We start from the raw sequence: 21,045 nt of genomic DNA, 5'->3' as shown, positions 1-21,045 counted from the left end.
ACGGTCGGGATTCACCGTCGAGATTCACCTGGACTCGCCGTCGGGACTCGCCGTCGGAGGCCTCCAAGAGGGCGGCTTCGCGCCTCCCGGAGAGCCTTCAGGATACGTGCGGGCGTCCCCTTTCGAGTCCCGGCCGCCCCTCCGGCGGCGTCCACCACCCGCCTCGCACATCACCCGGTACACCCCAGCCCCGCCAAGCCTCCCGCCCTCCCCCGTCACCCTGATAGGTGAAGATTCCGGCACCCCCGACGCGCGCCCAGCGTCCTTGCGGCCGCCCGCTCCGGCCTCGTACAAGATCCCCAACAGAAAGTTACCGACCGGTATCCAGTCGGTCCGACGGAATGGGGATCCCGCCGTGAACAAGGTGATGACCAGGACGAAGCGCACCACGGGCGCCCCGGGCACCCGCCCGCCCGTACGCCACGACACGCGCCGCCCGGGCGGTGGCTCACCGCGTACGACACCGGGCGGAGGCACACCGCGCACGAGGCGGGCGGGCACCACCCTGACCACAGCCACCACCCCGAGCACCGTCAGGACCATCGTCCCGAGCACCGTCCCGACCGCCTCGCCGGTCCCGTCCGGAGCCCCGCCCCGGAGGACCCCCACAGCCCCTGCTGAGAGCCTGCCGGGTGCACCCCGGCAGCCTCGCCCCACCGACCTGTTCGCCGACCGCCTGGTGGCCGTTCTGAGTGGTCAGCGCCCCGTCCACTGCATGCTCCGGCACACCGCGGGACGCGCGTACGACGAACTGGCCTGGCTCGCCGAACGCGGCCCCCTCCGCGCCCGCGGCACCCGCCCCGTCGTCCGCGACATCGGCTACTACGTCCCCCGCCCGGGCGCCGTCGAGGCCTTCGCCCGCATCGGAGCGGGCGACCAGCTCCGCGCCATGGCCTTCCGCCTGGAACAGGGCCCCGACCTCCGCTGGCGCTGCACGGCGGTAGAACTGGGCGGCGCCCGCATGCCACGCCCAACAGAGGACTGACCCACAGCCCCTGAGCGCCCCGTAAGGGGCGCGGGGAACGGCGCGAGCAACCCAAGCCACGCCGCACCCACTACGCACCCCAACGCCCACCCACCTCAGGGGCGCGAGGAACTGCGCGACAAGCCCCACCGGCCCGCAGCCGACAACACCCGGGCAGCAGGCCAACCCAACGCAAAGGGCCGGGCACCCATAGGTGCCCGGCCCTTCAACTGCCCACCCCGCAGAGCGAACCGCCGGCCCCGCGGAGCGAACCGTCACTTCTTGCGGCGACGCCCACCCTTCTGCTGCTTACGCCGCTCCGCGCGCGTAAGCCCGTCCGACTCCGACCGCACCGGCTCGTCGTCGTTGGCGAAGTCGCCCTCGACGATGCCACCCTCACCGTCCACGGTGGGCGCGGAGAAGTGCAGCCGGTCCGGACGCTGCGGAGTGTCGAGCCCCTTGGCGCGGATCTCCGGACGGGAGGAACCGGCCGGAACCGCGTCCCCCTTGGCGAGCGACGGCTTCGCGTCCTCGACCGGGACCTCCTCGACCTGCTGCTCGACCTGGACCTCCAGGTTGAACAGGTAGCCGACGGACTCCTCCTTGATGCCGTCCATCATGGCGGTGAACATGTCGAAGCCCTCGCGCTGGTACTCGACCAGCGGGTCCTTCTGGGCCATCGCGCGCAGGCCGATGCCCTCCTGGAGGTAGTCCATCTCGTAGAGGTGCTCGCGCCACTTGCGGTCCAGGACCGACAGCACGACCCGGCGCTCCAGCTCACGCATGATCTCGGAGCCGAGCTGCTCCTCACGCGCCGAGTACTGCTCGTAGATGTCGTCCTTGATGGACTCGGAGATGAACTCGGCGGTCAGACCGGCACGGTCGCCGGCCGCCTCCTCCAGCTCCTCGACGGTGACCTTCACCGGGTAGAGCTGCTTGAAGGCGCCCCACAGCCGGTCGACGTCCCACTCCTCGGCGAAGCCCTCGGCGGTCTCCGCGTCGATGTACGCGTCGATCGTGTCGTTCATGAAGTGCTGGATCTGCTCCTGCAGATCCTCGCCCTCCAGGACGCGACGACGCTCGCCGTAGATGACCTCGCGCTGCCGGTTGAGGACCTCGTCGTACTTGAGGACGTTCTTGCGGGTCTCGAAGTTCTGCGTCTCGACCTGCGACTGGGCGGAGGCGATGGCTCGGGTGACCATCTTGTTCTCGATCGGCACATCGTCAGGGACGTTCGCCATCGACATGACGCGCTCGACCATCTGGGCCTTGAAGAGGCGCATCAGGTCGTCGCCCAGCGAGAGGTAGAAGCGGGACTCACCCGGGTCGCCCTGACGGCCGGAGCGGCCGCGCAGCTGGTTGTCGATGCGGCGGGACTCGTGCCGCTCGGTGCCAAGGACGTAGAGCCCGCCGAGGTCCTTGACCTCTTCGAACTCGGCCTGCACGGCCTTCTCGGCCCGCTCCAGGGCGGCGGGCAGCGCGGCGGCCCACTCCTCGATGTGCTCCTCGGGGTCGAGGCCGCGCTGGCGCAGCTCGGCCTCGGCGAGGTCGTCCGGGTTGCCGCCGAGCTTGATGTCCGTACCACGGCCGGCCATGTTCGTGGCGACGGTGACGGCGCCCTTGCGGCCGGCCTGGGCGATGATCGGGGCCTCGCGGTCGTGCTGCTTCGCGTTCAGCACCTCGTGCTGGATACCTCGCTTGGAGAGCTGCTGCGAGAGGTACTCGGACTTCTCGACCGACGTCGTACCGACGAGGATCGGCTGGCCCTTCTCGTGCTTCTCGGCGATGTCGTCGACCACCGCGTCGAACTTCGCGACCTCGGTGCGGTAGATCAGGTCCGACTGGTCCTTGCGGACCATGGGCCGGTTGGTCGGGATCGGGACGACGCCGAGCTTGTAGATCTGGTGGAACTCGGCCGCCTCGGTCATCGCCGTACCGGTCATGCCGGAGAGCTTGTCGTAGAGGCGGAAGAAGTTCTGCAGGGTGATCGTGGCGAGCGTCTGGTTCTCGTCCTTGATGTCCACCCCTTCCTTCGCCTCGATCGCCTGGTGCATGCCCTCGTTGTAGCGGCGGCCGGCGAGGATACGGCCGGTGTGCTCGTCGACGATCATGACTTCGCCGTCGATGACGACGTAGTCCTTGTCCTTCTTGAAGAGCTCCTTGGCCTTGATGGCGTTGTTCAGGTAGCCCACCAGAGGCGTGTTCACCGACTCGTAGAGGTTGTCGATGCCCAGCCAGTCCTCGACCTTGGCGACGCCGGGCTCGTGGATGGCGACGGTGCGCTTCTTCTCGTCGACCTCGTAGTCGCCGGTTTCCTCGATGCCCTTGAGGGTGTTGCCCGCCTCGCCCTTCTTCAGGCGCGTGACGAGCTTCGCGAAGTCGCCGTACCACTTGGTGGCCTGGTCGGCCGGGCCGGAGATGATCAGCGGCGTACGGGCCTCGTCGACGAGGATCGAGTCGACCTCGTCGACCACCGCGAAGTTGTGGCCGCGCTGCACCAGTTCGTCCTGCGACCACGCCATGTTGTCGCGCAGGTAGTCGAAGCCGAACTCGTTGTTCGTGCCGTACGTGATGTCGCACCCGTACTGCTCGCGGCGCTGGGCCGGCGTCATGTTGGCCAGGATGCAGCCGACGCTCAGGCCCAGGAACTTGTGGACACGGCCCATCATCTCGGAGTCGCGCTCGGCCAGGTAGTCGTTGACCGTGATGAGGTGAACGCCGTCTCCGGAGAGGGCGTTCAGATACGTGGGCAGCGTGCCGACCAGGGTCTTGCCCTCACCGGTCTTCATCTCGGCGACATGGCCGAGGTGGAGCGCGGCGCCGCCCATGATCTGTACGTCGTAGTGACGCTGGCCGAGGACGCGCTTGGCGGCCTCGCGGACGGTCGCGAACGCCTCGGGCAGCAGGTCGTCGAGGCTTTCGCCGTCGGCGTACCGCTGCTTGTACTCATCGGTCAGGGCTCGCAGCTCGGCGTCGGAGAGGCCAACGAAGTCCTCTTCGATGGAGTTGACCTGGTCCGCGATGCGGTGCAGCTTGCGCAGGATCTTTCCTTCGCCTGCACGCATGATCTTCGAGAGGACGGACACGGGGGTTTGTCTCCTTGCCGGTCGGGCCTGGGACGGTCGGCTTCAATGACGGTTTCAAATCACAGCTTGAGCAACGGCCATCGTAAGCGAGGACCCCACCGCGCCGGGAGGTCTGCATGTGACAGCCACTAGGACAACGGGCGGAGGATGCGGAAGGTGCCGCGCAAGCGCTACGAAAGGTAACCGCCGCCTCACACAGGGCTAAAGTGATGGCTTCCGCACCGAAGCCCGAGCAGAATCGGCCGATGGACCCCGTCACACTGACCTCCGAACGGCTCCTGCTGCGCACGGTGGGACCGCACGACACCGACGCCGTGTACGACGCCGTCCAGGATCCCGACATCCAGCGCTGGACCACGATCCCGTCGCCCTATCTGCCCGAGCACGCCACGGCCTTCACCGAGCAGATGGTGCCCGACGGCTGGGTGGACTGCTCGATGTTCACCTTCGGTGTCTTCCTGCCCGTCGGCGGTGAACTCGCCGGCATGCTCGCCATCACGATGCGCTCCCTGGGGGTCGGCGAGATCGGTTTCTGGGCGACGAAGGAACACCGGGGCAACGGCTACATCACCGAGGCCGCCCTCACCGCCTCCCGCTGGGCGTTCACCCAGCTGGCGATCGACCGCGTCGAGTGGCGGGCCGAGGTCGGCAACACGGGCTCCCGCGCGGTCGCCGAACGCGCCGGCTTCACCATCGAAGGCACCCTTCGTTCCGGCATCAACAACAAGGGCGTACGCCGCGACTGCTGGATCGGATCCCTGCTCCCGTCGGACCTGGGCCTGCCGTCGACAGCGCCCTACCTGCCCACTCCAGGAGAGGGCTGAACTCCCGGCACCCGCCCGTCCCCCCGGCTGCCTCATCCGGCAGTTCTCGCAGCTCAGGGACCATTGTCAGTGGCACCGCATATCGTGCGGACCATGACGAGTCTGCCGCGCCCCACCGCCGAACTCACCGCCGACGAGGCCCGCCGAATCGCCCTGCGCGCCCAGGGTTTCCTGGGCGCCCCCGACCGCAGGGGCGGCGTCCGAGGCGTACTGCGGCACCTGGGCGCGGTCCAGCTCGACACGATCTCCGTCCTGGCCCGCTCCCACGAACTCATCCCGTACGCCCGCCTGGGCGCGGTCGGCCGCAAGACGGTGGACGGCGCCTACTGGACGCCCGCGTCCGACGGCACGGCTCCGCCGAGCCCGCACGCCTTCGAGTACTGGTCTCACGCCGCCTGCATCCTCCCCGTCGAGGAGTGGCCGCACTTCGCGTTCCGCCGCCGCGCCTACCGCGCTCGCCCGCACTGGAACCACGACCTGCCGGACGGCACGTACGACCAGGTCATCAAGCAGCTGAAGGCCGAAGGCCCGCTCACGGCCACCGACTTGGGCGGCGCGAAGAAGACCAGCGAGTGGTGGGACTGGTCGGGCACGAAGGTCGCGGTCGAGCGCGCGCTGATGTACGGCGAGGTGGTGTGCACGGAGCGCAGAGGCTGGAAGCGGGTGTACGACCTCGCCGAGCGCGCCATCCCGGGCGACCTGCTCCACGACGAGCTGGACGACACGGAGTGCCTACGCCGTCTGGTCCGGCTCGCGGGGCAGTCGCTGGGCGTCGGCACACGCGCGGACATCGCCGACTACCACCGCCTCAGGGGCGAGCAGGTGGACGCGGTGCTCGCGGACTCCGGTCTGGTCCCGGTCACGGTGGAGGGCTGGTCCAAGCCCGCCTGGGCGGATCCCGCGGCCCTGGAGACGCCTCCGCGGGGCCGCCACCGCACCACGCTCCTGTCGCCGTTCGACTCCCTGGTCTGGGAACGGGCACGCACTGAGCGCATCTTCGGCTTCACCCACCGCCTGGAGGCCTACGTCCCCAAGCCGAAGCGGGTCTACGGCTACTTCGCCATGCCGGTCCTCGCCGGCGGCCACCTCGTCGGCCGCGTGGACCCGGCCCGCGAGGGCGCCACACTGGTCGCCAAGCAGGTCACCCTCGACAGCCCCAAGGCCGTACCGGCAGTGGCCCAGGCCCTCCTGGAGGCAGCCACCTGGGTCGACTGCACGAACATCCGGGTGGAGCGAGCGAACACTCCGGCCTTGCGAGAGGCCCTGACAACGGAGTTGAGCCGGACGCTGGGCTAGGAGTGCCCCTTTAGGGGCGCGGGGAACTGCGCGCCAAGCCCCCACCGACCCGCAGCTACGAACCGACCCCCGCCCCCACCACGCTGCTGCCGCTAACGAATCTCAAGAATCTTCTCCCGCATCGCATACACCACGGCCTCCATCCTGGAGTGCAACTGCAGCTTCTCCAGAATGTTCCGCACATGGTTCTTCACGGTGTTCTCGGAGATGAACAACTCCTTGGCGATATCCCGGTTGTTCATCCCGGTCGCCACAAGCTTGAGAACCTCCAGCTCACGCTCGGTGAGCCGAGGCGCCGGCACCAGCCGCCGCTCGTCCGTGCGCTGGATCATCGACTTGAACTCGGTGAGCAGTTTCGACGCCATCGACGGACTGATCTGCGACTGCCCGTCCGCAACGGCACGAATGGCCGTGGCCACCTCGTCCGTGGAGATCTCCTTGAGGAGATATCCGGTGGCCCCCGCCTTGATCGCGTCGTAGAGGTCGGCCTCCTCGTCGCTGATCGTCAGCATGATGATCTTCGCGCTGGGTGCGACCTCCTTGATGGAGGTGCACGCCTCGATCCCGCCGCGCTTGGGCATCCGTACGTCCATCAGCACGATGTCCGGCAGCAGATCGGCGGCCTTGTCGACCGCCTCCGCACCGTCACCCGCCTCGCCGACGACCTGGATGTCCTCCTCAGCGGCGAGCACGATCTCCAGGCCGCGACGGAAGAGGGCATGGTCATCCACGACAAGGACCCTGATGGGTTCCTTGCGTGGGGACCCCGCGTCCGGGCCCATGCCGACGACGCCGTCGTCGGCATCTTCGTCACGCATCGGTCCGAAGCTGTCCGCCATGGTTCCTCCCCCTGAAGGCCGTGGCCTGTGTTTCTTGTGCCATCGCCAACCCGAGGCAACGGCCCACCGGTTGGGCCGGTACGGCCATGATTTCATGCCCGGGCTACAACGGGACGACAGAGCGGGGCACAAAGGGGTCGCACACCGGTGCCCCTGGGGGCGCACGGGCACTCCAGGGGCACCGCTGGGATTCCCCCCCGGCCGAAAGCCGGAGGAGCTCACCGGGCGAGGTCAGCCGCCCAGCGCCCCGCCTGCCGGGGCCTGCTGCGCCTTGGCGACCATCGGGTCCGTGCTGAGGTGGATGACGCCGTAGTCGTACGCGTGCCGCCGGTAGACGACACTCGGTTCCTTGGTCTCGGAGTCGACGAACAGATAGAAGTCGTGCCCGACCAGCTCCATCTCGTAGAGCGCCTGGTCGAGCGTCATCGGGGACGCGACGTGGGTCTTCTCGCGGACGACGAGGGGGCCGTCACCCTTCACCTCGAGCGAGCCGATCTTCTTGGTCGGCACCGCCTCGGGCTCTTCCTCGTGGACCACACTGCCGTTCCCGTTGAGCGTGGCCGCGCCCGGGACGTGGTCGGCGACCTCGGCTGCCGAGATCCTGCGGGCTCCACGGCGCGTGTACCGCTTGTCGTGCTGCTTGCGCAGTCGCGCTTCCAGTTTGTCTGCCGCCAGGTCCAGCGCCGCGTACGGATCGCTTGCCGCTGCCTCCGCCCGGATCACCGGACCGCGGGAGTGAAGCGTGATCTCCACTCGGTCGGAGCGGTCGGCCTGTCGGGGGTTGGGCTCCTTGGACACCTCGACGTCGAGGCTGATCACCTTGCCGTCGAGCTTCTGGATCTTCTCCAGCTTCAGCTTCTCGGCCACGTGCTTGCGGAACCGCTCGGGCACCTCGGTCTTGCGGCCCTTGACGACGATGTCCACGCAGAACTCCGTTCCCGGATCACTCCGCATCGACGGCGGAGCATCTCCCTTTTGCACCAGGCTCCAGCGACTCGCGGAGCCTCGGACTCGGTGACTTCCACCTCCTCCTCCCCCGCGGGCAAGATCTCCACCCACCGTCGCGGGTGATTGCAGAAAACCCACGGCACGGCATTCCGATATGCGAGGGACGGCGTCCGCCATTCCCTCACAACCGAACATATCTCGCCTGGACGGATGGCGTCACCCTCTACTGCGACGTACCTCCATTCAGGTGAATGGAACCTCTCACTACCTGCAACGACGCAACTTCTCTGTCAGTTCCGGTTTATTTCGAAAGATGCCGGAGTCGCCGCGACCACAGCCGCTGCGAGCATGCCTTCGGCGCCGTTCGTACCTCTCATTTCCCTGACCGCTTCTGGTCGGCCTACACCTCTCGCAGTCGCTCGAGACATACCTTCCCCTGTCACTTTGGGTGTTACTCGGCCGTAAGGACCGGTTCCCGCCACGAGAACGGCCTTCAAGGCCCGTGCCGCCTCCGCCAGGGACGCGCCCGTGGTCATCAGGTCGTCGACGATCACGACCCTCCCGCCGCCTGCCAGCAGCCGCGCTCCTCCCGCGGGCACCTCCAGGGCGCCGGCGAGATTGTCCAGCCGCTGCCGGGAGTTGAGCCCCGACTGGTCGGCCACGGCACGCCGCTGCCGCAGTACGGCGACTACCCGGGTCGGTGTCCCCGTACGCCGCAGTTCACCCGCCGCCGCGAGCGCGATCCGCCGTGCCGGGTCGTGCCCACGCGCCCGGACCGCCCAGGGAGCGGACGGCACGGGAACGAGCGACACTGGAGTCCTGGAGCCACCCGCTCCGACGGGACCACCAGCCACGAACCCCGCCGCCCCGCTTCCGCCGCCGGTCGCGAGCCCCACCCGTACGGCCCCCGCCAGCGCCGCCCCCAGAGGCCCGGCGAGCATCAACGCACCCCGTTCCTTGTGGGCGAGGAGCACCGCGCGCACCTCGTCCTCGTACGGAGCCGCCGCGTGCACCACCGGCAGCCCCGGTGGTTCCGGCTCCGGTCGCACCCGGCTCGGTACGGCCCCCGTCAGGGCGGCACGGCACTCCGGGCAGAGCACCGTGCGAGGTCTCCCACAGCCTCCGCACTCGGCCGGCAGCACCAGGTCGGTGAGGTCCCGCCACCACCCCCGCATGTCCACCACTGTGCCAACGCCCGAGCGCCCCGGCCACCCCTGTGGACAACTCCCTGTGGACAACTCCGGGCAACCACAGGGACGTTGTCACCCACACGAGTGAGGCGCCCGGAAAGGAAAAGCGAGCCGGCCCAGGCCGGCCGGCCCGTCAAGACCTCACCCCGGATAGACCGGCGCCATCCCCTTCTTGACCACCGTCTGCCACTGGGACCCGGACGAGAGCCGCACGATCCCGTCCTCCGAGTGGGCCACCAGGGGCAGCCGTTCGTCCTCGGAGGCGGCGATCTCCTTCACGCCGGTGAGCGCGGCGGGGGCCGGGCCGACCGGTGTCGAGCCGTCGACCTGGACGTACTGGATCTGCTGCACGACCCGGGCCTCGCGCCCGACCACGACCAGTCGGCTGTCGCCGGCCCAGGACATGGCCGTGACCTCTTCCAGCTGCGGTGCCACGGACCGCAGTTCGTGGATCGAGACGGACGGCTTCCCGTCCGATCCGTTCTGCCGCTCGATGCGCCCCATGAGCAGGGTCGTCCGGTCGTCCTTCCGCACGATCAGCGCGATCCGCACCCCGTCGGCGGCCACCCGCACCGCCTCGATCCGCCCGTCGAGGCTGGGCGTCGTGACGGCCAGAGGCTCACCCGCGCCCTTGGCGAGCAGCAGCAGTTCGGAGGTCTTCGGGGCACGGTCGGCCACCCACAGGTTCCCGCTCGCGTCCCAACTGGGAGTCGTCAGCCCATCGTTCTCCGACTTGGCCTTGCTGCGCAGCACGGGCTCCCCGAGCGAACCGCCCGACGCGAGCGACCCGACGTACAGCGAGCGCCCGTCGAGCGACACCCCGGCCGCGCTGTCCTCGTCCCGCGAGACCGCGGCCGACCGCAGCGCCTTGTCGCCGTCGCCGAGCGCACCCGGAACCGGCTCGGGCTCCTGTTCGCTGCCCGTGCTCGCTATCCGGACGAGCCGCTTCTCACCGTCGATGAAGTACTCGTACTCCGCGCGCTTCGCCGGGCCGTGGGCGACGTAGATCTCGGCCTTGTTCGCTCCGAGCGCACACGACTGCGTGCCGTCCGAACGCTGCAGCTCCACCTCGTCGATGCCCGTGGGCGTCAGGTCCTGGAGGGTGAACAGGAGTTGGGCCGCCATCTCGGTGCACACGGACTGGCCGATCCGGTCCGCCTTGTCGTTCAGCGGCACCGTCAGCCGGTTCTGGTCGTCGGGCGCGAGTGTCTTGACGCCCTTCTTCAACGCCGTACCCGTGGGGAAGCTGGACCTGACGACCGGCTTGAGCCAGCTCGTCGGCCCCTTCAGCAGCGAGCGGACCATCTGCGTCACCGGGTCCACCTGCTCGCGCACGTAGACGGGGTCGGCGACCGCCCCGAGCTGATCGTCCGTCCCGCCCGACGTGTTCGACGCGAAGTAGTACTTGTTGACGGACAGGTAGTTGCGCTGGAAGTCGGACTTCCCCATCACGAGGCCCTGCGGCAGCTCGTCGATGCGCCACTGCTTGCTGCCGTCCTTCTCCTTGTACTTCGCGAGGTGCACGAGCTCGTTGTACGTTCCCGCGGCGGGTTCGTACGCGAACTGCGAGTCCACCTTGGCGACCCTGGTGCCGGTCAGCGAGTAGACGTAGTCACCGGTCGCCTCCCGGCTGCCGCTGTGCTCCGCCGCGGTGTTCGGCCCGTCCGCGAGCACCGTCGTCGACTGGTTCGGACGCCACTCCTTGGACGCCTCGCCCGTCAGGTACTTGCGTGCCGTCTCAAATCCCGGATCGTCGCTGGTCAGAGCCTCCAGGAAGCCCTGCACGATCTCCTCGGGCTGCGCGTTCTCCCGCGGCGGCATGGCGAAGACCCGGACCTGCGGGTCCGGCCGCTGCGAGGCCTCGACCCCGCGCAGATCCCCGCCGTCCGGCATCGAGGCGCACCCGGTCAGCAGTACGGCCCCGCAGACGCCGTACGTCATCAGACGCACCGGACGCCGACGGCCGCCCCGATCGCGGTCAGCGCCCACGTGATTCCTCCCCCTGCTTCAACTGTTCCGGCCTCTCACCGGTTCCCCGGCCGTCCTCGGACGGGGCCTCCTCCGCCGTCTCGGTGCTCGGGCCGCGCGCTTCCGCGGTGGGCCGCGGCACCACGCGCGCGCCGTTGCCGGGCAGAGCGGCCGGGTCCACGGCGCCCGTCACCCGCGGGGCGAGCATCGGCGGCGGCACGGCACGCTCGCTGGCGGGCTGCGCGGGCACTGTGGCGAGCTTCTGGGTGCCGCCGAGGGGCAGTCCCGCGTCGTTCAGTCCGCGGTTGCGCCGCGAGTCCTTGGGCTCCAGGGGTATCGGCGAGCCCCGCAGCGGCTCGTCCGCGGTCCGCGGCAGCGTCAGCCGGAACTGCGAGCCGCCCCCCGGCTCACCCCAGGCCTGCAGCCAGCCGCCGTGCAGCCGCGCGTCCTCCAGGGCGATGGACAGCCCGAGGCCCGTACCCCCGGTCGTACGCGCGCGTGCCGGGTCGGCCCGCCAGAAGCGGCTGAACACCCGGGTCGCCTCGCCGGGCTTGAGCCCCACTCCGTAGTCGCGCACCGCGACCGCGACCGCCCCGCCCGCCGCGGCGAGTTTGACCACGACGTCCTTGCCCTCGCCGTGCTCCACGGCGTTGACGACGAGGTTGCGCAGCACCCGCTCCACGCGCCGGGCGTCCGCCTCGGCGACCACCGGCTGCTGGTCCCCGACCACCTGTATGTGCGTACCCTTGCGGTCGGCGAGCGGCTCGGCCCCGCTGACGACCCTGCGTACGACCTCCCGCAGGTCTATCGGCTCGGCCTCCAGGGCCGCCGCGCCCGCGTCGAAGCGGCTGATCTCCAGCAGGTCCGCGAGCAGTGTCTCGAACCGGTCCAGCTGGTCGGCGAGCAGCTCGGCCGACCGCGCGGTCATCGGATCGAAGTCCACGCGCGCGTCGTGGATGACGTCGGCCGCCATCCGGACGGTCGTCAGCGGCGTACGCAGCTCGTGCGACACGTCGGAGACGAACCGCCGCTGCATCCGCGACAGGTCCTCCAGCTGCTGGATCTTCAGCTGCAGGTTCTGGGCCATCTTGTTGAAGGCCTCGCCGAGCCGCGCGATGTCGTCCTCGCCGGTGACCTTCATACGTTCCTGGAGGCGCCCGGCGGACAGCCGCTCGGCGATCCCGGCTGCCATCCGTACGGGCGTGACGACCTGGCGCACCACGAGCCAGGCGATCGCCCCGAGCAGCACCACCACGAACAGGCCGGCCGTCGCGAGCGTCCCCTTGACGAGGCTGAGCGACTTCTCCTCCTGCGTGAGAGGGAAGAGGTAGTACAGCTGGTACGGGGCGTTCTTGGGGTCGTTGAGCTGGGTGCCGATGATCAGCGCCGGCTGGGACGCCTGGCCGTTGGTGTAGAAGATGCGGGTATAGCTCTGGGCCGCGCCCGTGCCGCCGTCCACCCGCTCGCGCAGCTCCTGGGGCACGCTGAGGCTCGGGTCGACGTACCCCGCGGCACGCGGTCCGAGGCCCCTGCTGTCACTGTCCGCGGAGGTGGTGCCGAGGGTCACGACACTGAACGCGCCCTGACCGCCGCTGGAGAGCGACTGCACGAGGGAGCTCATCCACCCGCTGACGTTCTGGACGGGGTTGTCGTCCGGGCCGGAACGGTCGTCCCCGCCCGCGCCCGCCGCGTCGTCGGCCTCCTGCTTGGCGACCGTGAACCCGCCCGTGGCCTGGCTCTGCGAGGCCTTCACCTTGGCGTCCAGCAGGCCGTTGCGCACCTGCCCGATCACCACGAAGCCCAGCAGCAGAACGACCCCCAGCGACATCAGCAGGGTCGTGACGACGACCTTGAGCTGGATGTTGCGCCGCCACAGCCGCATGACGGGCAGCAGCGGACGGCGCACCCAGCGCATGAACAGCCGAAGGACCGGGCTGCCCTGGACTCCGCCCTGCAGCAGCCCGCCCTCGGTGAACTGTCCCCAGCGGGAGCCCGTCGTCTTCCGGCCGACAGGCCGCCCCGCGCGGGTCCCCGGCTGGCCGGGCGCCGAAGCGGCACTGTCCCGGGACATGTCAGCTCGGTCCGGCCTTGTAACCGACGCCACGGACGGTCACCACGATCTCCGGCCGCTCCGGGTCCTTCTCGACCTTGGAGCGCAGCCGCTGCACATGGACGTTCACCAGCCGGGTGTCCGCCGCGTGGCGGTAGCCCCACACCTGCTCCAGGAGCACCTCTCGCGTGAACACCTGCCACGGCTTGCGGGCCAGCGCCACCAACAGGTCGAACTCCAGCGGAGTCAGCGCGATGGACGCCCCCTCCCGCTTCACAGAGTGACCGGCCACGTCGATGACCAGATCACCGATGGCGAGCTGCTCGGGCGCCGGCTCCTCCGACCTGCGCAGCCTGGCCCGGATCCGGGCCACCAGCTCCTTCGGCTTGAACGGCTTCACGATGTAGTCGTCCGCGCCGGACTCCAGGCCGACCACGACATCGACGGTGTCGCTCTTCGCGGTGAGCATCACGATCGGTACCCCGGACTCCGCCCTGATCAGGCGGCACACCTCGATACCGTCCCGGCCGGGAAGCATCAGGTCCAGGAGCACCAGGTCGGGCTTGCTCTCACGGAAAGCGGCCAGCGCCTTGTCGCCGTCGGCTACGAAAGACGGCTCAAAACCTTCACCACGCAACACAATGCCGAGCATCTCGGCCAGTGCGGTGTCGTCATCGACGACAAGGACTCGTCCCTTCATAAACGACATCATCCCATTAACTAAATCGTTACCTGGCGTGACCTGTCACACAGCTCTTCTAGCGCCTCAGCCGTCACAGGAGACACGGCGCCCTCTTCGGTGACGATCGCAGTCACCAGCTCGGGCGGCGTCACGTCGAACGCCGGGTTGTACGCCTGGGTCCCCAGGGGTGCCACCGGTATCCCGCCTCCCGCTTCCGCTCCCGCCACCGGCACCTGGGGCGCTGTGATCTCCGTCACTTCATGTCCGGCACGCTGCTCGACCTCGATCGCTGCTCCGTTCGGAGTGTCCGGATCCACCGTCGTCACCGGCGCCACCACGATGAACGGCACGTGGTGGTACCTGGCCAGCACCGCGAGCGGATAGCTCCCCACCTTGTTCGCCACCGAACCGTCGGCCGCGATCCGGTCGGCACCGATCAGCACCGCGTCCACCTCTCCCGCCGAGAACAGCGATCCCGCCGCGTTGTCCGTGAGCAAGGTGTACGCCATTCCGCTCCGCGCCGCCTCATAGGCCGTCAGGCGAGCACCTTGCAGCAACGGCCGCGTCTCGTCCACCCAGAGCCTGCGAAGCCGCCCCGCCCGGTGCGCCGCGAGCGCCACCGCGAACGCCGTGCCCTCGCCCCCGGACACCAGCGCACCGGTGTTGCAGTGCGTCAGGATCCGGTGATTTCCGCCGGGCAGAAGCTCGTCGAGAAGCGCCAGCCCGTGCGTGGCCATCCGGGCGCTGGCCTCGGCGTCCTCCGCGTGCAGCGCCTTCGCTGCGGCCAGCGCGGCATCGGCGGCCTGCTTCTGGTCACCGCCACCCCGCAGGACCGCGAGGTGGGCCGCCTGGGCCCTGCGCGCCCCGTACGAGAGGTTCACCGCGGTCGGCCGAGCACTCGCGAGCGAGGCCGCGGCCTCGTCCACGTCGAACCCCCGGGCGGCGGCGAGCGCGACCCCGTAGGCCCCCGCGATGCCGAGCAGCGGCGCCCCGCGCACGGCGAGCGTACGGATCGCCTCCACCAGGGCGGGCGCGTCCGTGCACACCAGCTCGACCTCCTCGGCGGGCAGCCGTGTCTGGTCGAGGAGGACCAGCACAGGGCCTTCCGGCGGCTCGTCCCAACGGATCGCCGGAGTCTCGGTGGGCCGCTGGTTCTCGCGGGATTGCGCGTACTGATCAGCCATCCGCCCAGTCTGCCCCGTACCGGCCGGACAATTGAAGGTGTGCAGCCCATACGGCAGCCGGTCACTTCCCGGCCACACCGTGGCACGATGGCTGCCAACCTGCCGCCGCGACCGCGGACGGGCACCGTGAAGGAGCGACGATGAAAGACACTCCGGGCTGGGCATCGCCCGGATCTGCCCCCTCCGACGGGCAGAACGGACAGGAGCCGACGGCTTCCGGCCCTCCTGCCGAGCCCGCGGACCCGCCCGGTCCCACGGAGCCCACGGAGCCCACGGGCCAGCCGGGCGCCGACCCGTCCGGCCCCGGCCCGAAGTGGTCCAAGGAGCAGCCCCCGCCGGCCCAGTGGCCGTCCCCCGGCAGCCCCCAGGACACCCCGCCCCAGGCCCCGCCACCACCGCCCGGCCCGGGCTGGGGCGGCCAGCCCCCCGCGGGCCCGGGCTGGGGCGGCCAACCGCCCTCCGGCCCCGGCGGGTACGGCGGGTACGGCGGCTACGGAGGTCCCGGCGGCCCTGGTGGCTACGGCGGCCCCGGCGGTTACGGCCCCGGCGGCCACCCGGGCTGGGGAGGCGGCTGGGGCGGTCCCCCGCCCGCAGCCAAGCCCGGCGTCATCCCGCTCCGCCCGCTCGGCGTCGGCGAGATCCTCGACGGCGCGGTGTCCACGATGCGTACGCACTGGCGCACCGTGCTCGGTATCTCGCTGACCGTGGCGGTCTTCACGCAGATCGCCGTGATCCTGCTCCAGGGCTTCGTCCTGGACGACAGCGCCAGCACGGAGACCCTCAACGACCCCAGCGCCACCGCCGGCGAACTGTCGCGAGCCCTGGGCGACAGCCTCCTGAACTCCGGCGCCGTCCTGCTGATCACCCTGCTCGGCACGATCGTGGCGACCGCCCTGCTCACGACCGTGACCAGCCGCGCCGTACTCGGCAAGTCGGTGACCACCGCGGAGGCCTGGAGCGACGCACGGCCGCAGCTGCCCAAGCTCTTCGGCCTGACCTTCCTGCTCCCGCTCATCGCCATCACCGTCGGCGCCCTGGGCACACTGCCCGGCATCCTCGTCGCCTTCGCCGGCGGAGGTGACGGCGCCATCGCGCTCGCCGTCCTCGGCGGCCTGGCGGCGGCAGTCGTCGCGATCTGGCTGATGATCCGCTTCTCCCTGGCCTCGCCCGCCCTGATGCTGGAGAAGCAGAGCGTCTTCAAGTCGATGAGCCGCTCCGCGAAGCTCGTCCGCGGCTCCTGGTGGCGGGTCTTCGGCATCCAGCTGCTCGCCACGATCATCGCGAACATCGTGGCGTCGATCATCGTGATCCCCTTCGCCTTCCTCGCCTCCGCGCTCAGCGGGGAGGGGGTCACCGGCTTCCTCAACACCGGCACCGGCGACCTCGGCTGGACGTTCCTCATCATCAGCGGGATCGGCGCGGTGATCGGCTCCATGCTCACGTTCCCGATCACCGCCGGCGTCTCCGTGCTCCTCTACATCGACCAGCGCATCCGCCGCGAGGCCCTCGACCTCGACCTGGCCCGCGCGGCCGGTGTCCAGGACTACGGCTCCGGCACCCCCGGCTCCACCCCGGGGAGCTGACGGAGTGAGCCTGGCGGGGGGAGTTCTCACAGCGGTACTGGCGCTGCCACGCGCCAACGGCACAACCGTACTCACGCTGTCGCGTGGCGAAGGCGAACCGCCGGTCACCATCCCGCGCGACCCCGCGCAGGAGGCGGCCCGGCGCGAGCTGTCCAAGCGGATGTACCACGAGAACGACCCCAGCCTTGTCGAACGAGCCCTGGACGCCTTCTGGGAATGGGTCGACAAGCTGTTCAACGCCGCCTCCGCCGCGACACCCGGCGGCGCACTCGGCCTCCTCGTCGTCGTCCTGGCGGCCCTGGCCCTCATCGGCGCCCTCTGGTGGCGCCTCGGCACCCCACGCCGCGGCCCGACATCAGCGGCCCCGCTCTTCGACGACCGGCCGCGCAGCGCCGCCGAGCACCGCGCGGCCGCCGAGGCACACGCGGCCCAGGCCCACTGGAACCAGGCCGTCCAGGAGCGCATGCGCGCCGTCGTGCGCTCCCTGGAGGAACGCGCCCTGCTCGACCCCCGCCCCGGCCGCACCGCCGACGAGGCCGCCGCCGAAGCGGGCCGCACACTCCCCGCCCACACGGACCGACTGCGCGCCGCCGCCCGGGACTTCGACGACGTGACGTACGGCGGACGAACGGCCGGCTCGGAGACGTACCAACGCCTCTCGCAACTCGACCGCGAACTGGAACGCACCCGGCCGGTCCTCGCGAGCAGCACCCACAGCACGGCCCACAGCGCCCACCAGGGGGCCGCCGAGTGACCACCGAGGCCCCCGCACCCGAGACGCCCAAGGCCACCCCGCCGTCCACCTCGGCCTCTCCCACCGCCCGTCAGCTGTGGACCCGCTCGCGCGGTGTGCTGCTCGCACTCGTGATCCTCCTGGCGGCGGCCGTCGCCATCGCCGCGGTCCGCTCGGACGCCGAGAGCGGCAGCCTCGACCCGCGCTCCGCAACCCCCTCCGGCAGCCGCGCCGTCGCCGAACTCCTCGCCGACCAAGGTGTGTCCACCCGCGTGGTCACCACCCTGGAAGAGGCCGCGGCCGCCACCGGCTCCGACACGACCCTGCTGGTCGCCCGCCCCGACCTGCTCACCGACCGTCAGCAGGAGCGCCTCCACTCGGCGTTCGCGAACTCCGGCGGCCGTACTGTCCTCGTCGCCCCCACCACCCCGTCCGTCGGGACCCTCGCCCCGGGAGTGGACGCCGACCCCGCGCCCAGCTTCGACACCACGCTGTCGCCCCAGTGCTCCCTGCCCGCCGCCCGACGAGCGGGTAAGGCCGAAACGGGCGGCATCCGCTACACCACGAGCGCGGCCGGCGCCGACTCCTGCTACCCCGGCGACAGCATGCCCACCCTGCTGCGCATCCCGGCGGCCGAGGGCAACGGCGACACCGTCGTACTCGGTGCTCCCGACATCCTCCAGAACGAACGCCTCGACAAGCAGGGCAACGCCTCGCTCGCCCTCCAACTGCTCGGTTCCCGCCCCCACCTGGTCTGGTACCTCCCCTCGCTCTCCGACGACTCGGCCACCGACGCCGGTGACCGCAGCTTCTTCGACCTGATGCCCTCCGGCTGGCTCTGGGGCACGCTGCAGCTCCTCTTCGCCGCGATCCTGGCCGCCCTCTGGCGCGCCCGCCGCCTCGGCCCGCTCGTGCCCGAGAAACTCCCCGTCGCGATCCGCGCCTCCGAAACCGTCGAAGGCCGCGCCCGCCTCTACCGCAAGTCCAACGCACGCGACCGCGCCTCCGCGGCTCTGCGCTCCACCACCCGCACCCGCCTCGCCCCCCTCGTCGGCGTTTCCCCCGCCCAGGCGCACGCGCCCGAGGCCCTGCTCCCCGCCCTGTCCGCCCAGCTCCGCCGCGAAGGACAGGCCCTGCACTCCCTCCTCTTCGGGCCGCCACCCAGCGACGACGCGGCCCTCATCGCCCTCGCCGACCAACTCGACGCCCTCGAAAGAGAGGTACGCCGTCCATGATGGCCCCGACCACTGACAACGCCGGGTACACCGGGGATCCGGGCACCGCCCGCTCCTCCCTGGAAGCCCTGCGCACCGAGATCGCCAAAGCCGTGGTCGGCCAGGACCCCGCCGTCACCGGCCTCGTCGTCGCCCTCCTCTGCCGCGGACACGTCCTGCTCGAAGGCGTCCCCGGAGTGGCGAAAACGCTGCTCGTCCGGGCCCTCGCATCCGCACTGGAACTCGACACCAAGCGCGTCCAGTTCACCCCCGACCTGATGCCGAGCGACATCACGGGCTCCCTCGTCTACGACTCCCGCACCGCCGAGTTCTCCTTCCAGCCCGGCCCGGTCTTCACGAACCTCCTCCTCGCCGACGAGATCAACCGCACGCCGCCCAAGACCCAGTCCTCGCTCCTCGAAGCGATGGAGGAACGCCAGGTCACGGTCGACGGCACCCCCCGCCCGCTCCCCGAGCCGTTCCTGGTCGCCGCGACCCAGAACCCGGTCGAGTACGAGGGCACGTACCCCCTCCCCGAAGCCCAGCTGGACCGTTTCCTCCTGAAGCTGACGATCCCCCTCCCGTCCCGCCAGGACGAGATCAACGTCCTCAGCCGCCACGCGGAGGGCTTCAACCCGCGCGATCTGCGCGCCGCCGGCGTACGCCCCGTAGCGGGCCCGGCCGACCTCGAAGCCGCCCGCGCCGCAGTCGCGAAGACCACGGTCTCCCCCGAAATCACCGGCTACGTAGTGGACATCTGCCGCGCCACCCGCGAATCCCCGTCCCTCACCCTCGGCGTCTCCCCGCGCGGCGCGACGGCGCTCCAGGCCACGGCCCGCGCCTGGGCCTGGCTGACCGGCCGCGACTACGTCATCCCGGACGATGTGAAAGCCCTCGCGCTCCCGACCCTCCGCCACCGCGTCCAACTCCGCCCGGAAGCTGAGATGGAGGGCGTGACGGCCGACTCGGTCATCAACGCGATCCTCGCCCACGTCCCCGTACCCCGCTGATGGCCCTCACCGGACGCACCGCGCTCCTGGCGGCCCTCGGCGCCCTCCCCGTCGGCTTCTGGGAACCCAGCTGGACGGGCATCCTCGGCGTGTACGTCCCGCTGGCCCTTGCCTGCGCCTGCGACTTCGTCCTGGCGGCCCCCGTACGCAGCCTCGGCCTGACCCGCTCCGGCGACACCTCGGCACGCCTCGGCGAAACAGCCGACGTCACCCTCACGGTCACCAACACCTCCGGCCGCCCGCTGCGCGCCCGCATCCGCGACGCCTGGCCCCCGAGCAGCTGGCAGCCCGGCACGGAGATCGCCGCGTCCCGCCACGAGCTCACGGTCCCCGCAGGCGAACGCCGACGCGTGACAACCCGTCTGCGCCCCACCCGCCGCGGCGACCGCCACGCGGACCGCGTCACCATCCGCTCGTACGGTCCTCTCGGTCTCCTCGCCCGCCAGGGCAGCCACAAAGTCCCCTGGACGGTACGCGTCCTGCCCCCCTTCACCAGCCGCAAGCACCTCCCCTCGAAGCTGGCCCGCCTGCGCGAACTCGACGGCCGCACCAGCGTCCTCACCCGAGGCGAGGGCACGGAATTCGACAGCCTCCGCGAGTACGTCCCCGGCGACGACACCCGCTCGATCGACTGGCGCGCCACGGCCCGCCAGTCCACGGTCGCCGTACGCACCTGGCGCCCCGAACGAGACCGCCACATCCTCCTGATCCTCGACACGGGCCGCACGTCAGCGGGCCGCGTCGGAGACATCCCCCGCCTCGACGCCTCCATGGACGCGGCCCTCCTCCTCGCGGCCCTGGCCTCCCGAGCCGGCGACCGCGTGGACCTCCTCGCATACGACCGCCGCGTACGCGCCCTCGTACAGGGCCGATCCGCAGGCGATGTCCTTCCCTCCCTGGTCAACGCCATGACCCGCCTCGAACCGGAACTCCTCGAAACGGATGCCCGCGGTCTGACCTCCACCGCTCTCCGCACGGCCCCCCGCCGCTCCCTGATCGTGCTCCTCACGACCCTCGACGCGGCCCCCATCGAGGAAGGCCTGCTTCCCGTACTCTCCCGCCTCACCCAGCGCCACACAGTCCTCGTCGCTTCGGTGTCCGACCCCCACATAGAGCAAATGGCAGCCGCACGGGGAAGCACCGAAGCCGTGTACGAGGCAGCTGCGGCAGCGCAAGCCCAGGCGGAACGCCATCGCACCGCGGAACAACTCACGCGCCACGGCGTGACTGTCGTCGACGCGACCCCGAACGACCTGCCGCCGGCCTTGGCGGACGCATATCTGGCACTCAAGGCAGCGGGCCGCCTTTAACCACTGCAGAACAGCCCTGAAACGCAAGAAAGCCCCCGCACCGAAGTGCGGGGGCTTTCTGCAATATTTGTTCGGCGGTGTCCTACTCTCCCACAGGGTCCCCCCTGCAGTACCATCGGCGCTGTAAGGCTTAGCTTCCGGGTTCGGAATGTAACCGGGCGTTT

Annotated in this window: 16 protein-coding genes and 1 rRNA gene; 8 read left to right on the top strand and 9 right to left on the bottom strand. The window is 70.5% G+C overall.

Going from position 1 to position 21,045, the window contains the following annotated elements; translation table 11 throughout:
- Positions 1-355 precede the first annotated feature (355 nt).
- Positions 356-985: an Rv3235 family protein gene (locus ACIBEI_RS13925; protein ID WP_398888379.1), complete on the top strand. Its 630-nt coding sequence runs from the start codon at positions 356-358 to the stop codon at positions 983-985.
- Between the two features lie 254 nt (positions 986-1,239).
- On the opposite strand, the gene secA is transcribed toward ACIBEI_RS13925, so the two are convergent.
- Positions 1,240-4,050 (bottom strand): preprotein translocase subunit SecA, encoded by a 2,811-nt coding sequence (secA, locus tag ACIBEI_RS13920; RefSeq protein WP_398888377.1) that lies wholly within the window; start codon positions 4,048-4,050, stop codon positions 1,240-1,242.
- A 245-nt stretch (positions 4,051-4,295) separates the two neighbouring features.
- Here secA and ACIBEI_RS13915 point away from each other — a divergent pair, with 245 nt between their 5' ends.
- Positions 4,296-4,874 carry a GNAT family N-acetyltransferase gene (locus tag ACIBEI_RS13915; RefSeq protein WP_398888375.1) on the top strand — a complete coding sequence of 193 codons (579 nt, stop codon included), beginning with the start codon at positions 4,296-4,298 and terminating at the stop codon, positions 4,872-4,874.
- Between the two features lie 93 nt (positions 4,875-4,967).
- Positions 4,968-6,170, top strand: coding sequence for a winged helix-turn-helix domain-containing protein (locus tag ACIBEI_RS13910; RefSeq protein ID WP_398888373.1), 1,203 nt, complete (start codon positions 4,968-4,970; stop codon positions 6,168-6,170).
- 92 nt (positions 6,171-6,262) lie between these two features.
- Here the strand turns inward: ACIBEI_RS13910 and ACIBEI_RS13905 are convergent, their stop codons facing one another.
- The 7 genes from ACIBEI_RS13905 to mtnA all read right to left on the bottom strand — a co-directional run bounded on the left by ACIBEI_RS13905 (position 6,263) and on the right by mtnA (position 15,031).
- Positions 6,263-7,009: a response regulator transcription factor gene (locus tag ACIBEI_RS13905; RefSeq protein WP_055617175.1), complete on the bottom strand. Its 747-nt coding sequence runs from the start codon at positions 7,007-7,009 to the stop codon at positions 6,263-6,265.
- Between the two features lie 231 nt (positions 7,010-7,240).
- Positions 7,241-7,933: a ribosome hibernation-promoting factor, HPF/YfiA family gene (gene hpf / locus ACIBEI_RS13900; protein ID WP_373466762.1), complete on the bottom strand. Its 693-nt coding sequence runs from the start codon at positions 7,931-7,933 to the stop codon at positions 7,241-7,243.
- 314 nt (positions 7,934-8,247) lie between these two features.
- Complete coding sequence (locus ACIBEI_RS13895; protein WP_398888369.1) at positions 8,248-9,132, bottom strand: ComF family protein; 885 nt, start codon at positions 9,130-9,132, stop codon at positions 8,248-8,250.
- Positions 9,133-9,288: 156 nt separating this feature from the next.
- Positions 9,289-11,136 carry an LpqB family beta-propeller domain-containing protein gene (locus tag ACIBEI_RS13890; RefSeq protein ID WP_398888367.1) on the bottom strand — a complete coding sequence of 616 codons (1,848 nt, stop codon included), beginning with the start codon at positions 11,134-11,136 and terminating at the stop codon, positions 9,289-9,291.
- Positions 11,126-13,186, bottom strand: a complete 2,061-nt coding sequence (gene mtrB / locus ACIBEI_RS13885; protein WP_398888365.1) for an MtrAB system histidine kinase MtrB — start codon at positions 13,184-13,186, stop codon at positions 11,126-11,128. Before mtrB ends, ACIBEI_RS13890 begins: the two co-directional genes overlap by 11 nt.
- A gap of 1 nt (position 13,187) precedes the next feature.
- Positions 13,188-13,877 carry a two-component system response regulator MtrA gene (mtrA, locus tag ACIBEI_RS13880; RefSeq protein ID WP_307539839.1) on the bottom strand — a complete coding sequence of 230 codons (690 nt, stop codon included), beginning with the start codon at positions 13,875-13,877 and terminating at the stop codon, positions 13,188-13,190.
- A gap of 8 nt (positions 13,878-13,885) precedes the next feature.
- Positions 13,886-15,031, bottom strand: coding sequence for an S-methyl-5-thioribose-1-phosphate isomerase (gene mtnA, locus ACIBEI_RS13875; RefSeq protein WP_398888362.1), 1,146 nt, complete (start codon positions 15,029-15,031; stop codon positions 13,886-13,888).
- A 140-nt stretch (positions 15,032-15,171) separates the two neighbouring features.
- Here mtnA and ACIBEI_RS13870 point away from each other — a divergent pair, with 140 nt between their 5' ends.
- The 5 genes from ACIBEI_RS13870 to ACIBEI_RS13850 are packed head-to-tail and all read left to right on the top strand — an operon-like array spanning position 15,172 to position 20,881.
- Positions 15,172-16,614: a glycerophosphoryl diester phosphodiesterase membrane domain-containing protein gene (locus ACIBEI_RS13870; protein ID WP_398888360.1), complete on the top strand. Its 1,443-nt coding sequence runs from the start codon at positions 15,172-15,174 to the stop codon at positions 16,612-16,614.
- Positions 16,615-16,618: 4 nt separating this feature from the next.
- Entirely contained in the window at positions 16,619-17,368 is a 750-nt protein-coding gene (locus tag ACIBEI_RS13865; protein WP_398888358.1) for a DUF4129 domain-containing protein, read from the top strand.
- Positions 17,365-18,582, top strand: a complete 1,218-nt coding sequence (locus ACIBEI_RS13860; RefSeq protein ID WP_398888356.1) for a DUF4350 domain-containing protein — start codon at positions 17,365-17,367, stop codon at positions 18,580-18,582. The genes ACIBEI_RS13865 and ACIBEI_RS13860 overlap by 4 nt, the downstream gene beginning before the upstream one ends.
- Entirely contained in the window at positions 18,579-19,571 is a 993-nt protein-coding gene (locus ACIBEI_RS13855; RefSeq protein ID WP_398888354.1) for an AAA family ATPase, read from the top strand. Before ACIBEI_RS13860 ends, ACIBEI_RS13855 begins: the two co-directional genes overlap by 4 nt.
- The gene (locus tag ACIBEI_RS13850; protein WP_398888352.1) at positions 19,571-20,881 is read left to right on the top strand and encodes a DUF58 domain-containing protein; all 1,311 of its coding nucleotides are present in this window, start codon (positions 19,571-19,573) and stop codon (positions 20,879-20,881) included. Before ACIBEI_RS13855 ends, ACIBEI_RS13850 begins: the two co-directional genes overlap by 1 nt.
- 69 nt (positions 20,882-20,950) lie before the next feature.
- On the opposite strand, the gene rrf is transcribed toward ACIBEI_RS13850, so the two are convergent.
- Positions 20,951-21,045: ribosomal RNA gene (gene rrf / locus ACIBEI_RS13845) — 5S ribosomal RNA — on the bottom strand; the annotation flags it as partial.

Origin of the sequence: Streptomyces sp. NPDC050988, from assembly GCF_044456225.1 — a bacterium.
Classification (GTDB): domain Bacteria; phylum Actinomycetota; class Actinomycetes; order Streptomycetales; family Streptomycetaceae; genus Streptomyces.
The sequence above is the reverse complement of the archived record's forward strand: the minus strand, read 5'-3'. Positions and strand labels throughout refer to the sequence as shown.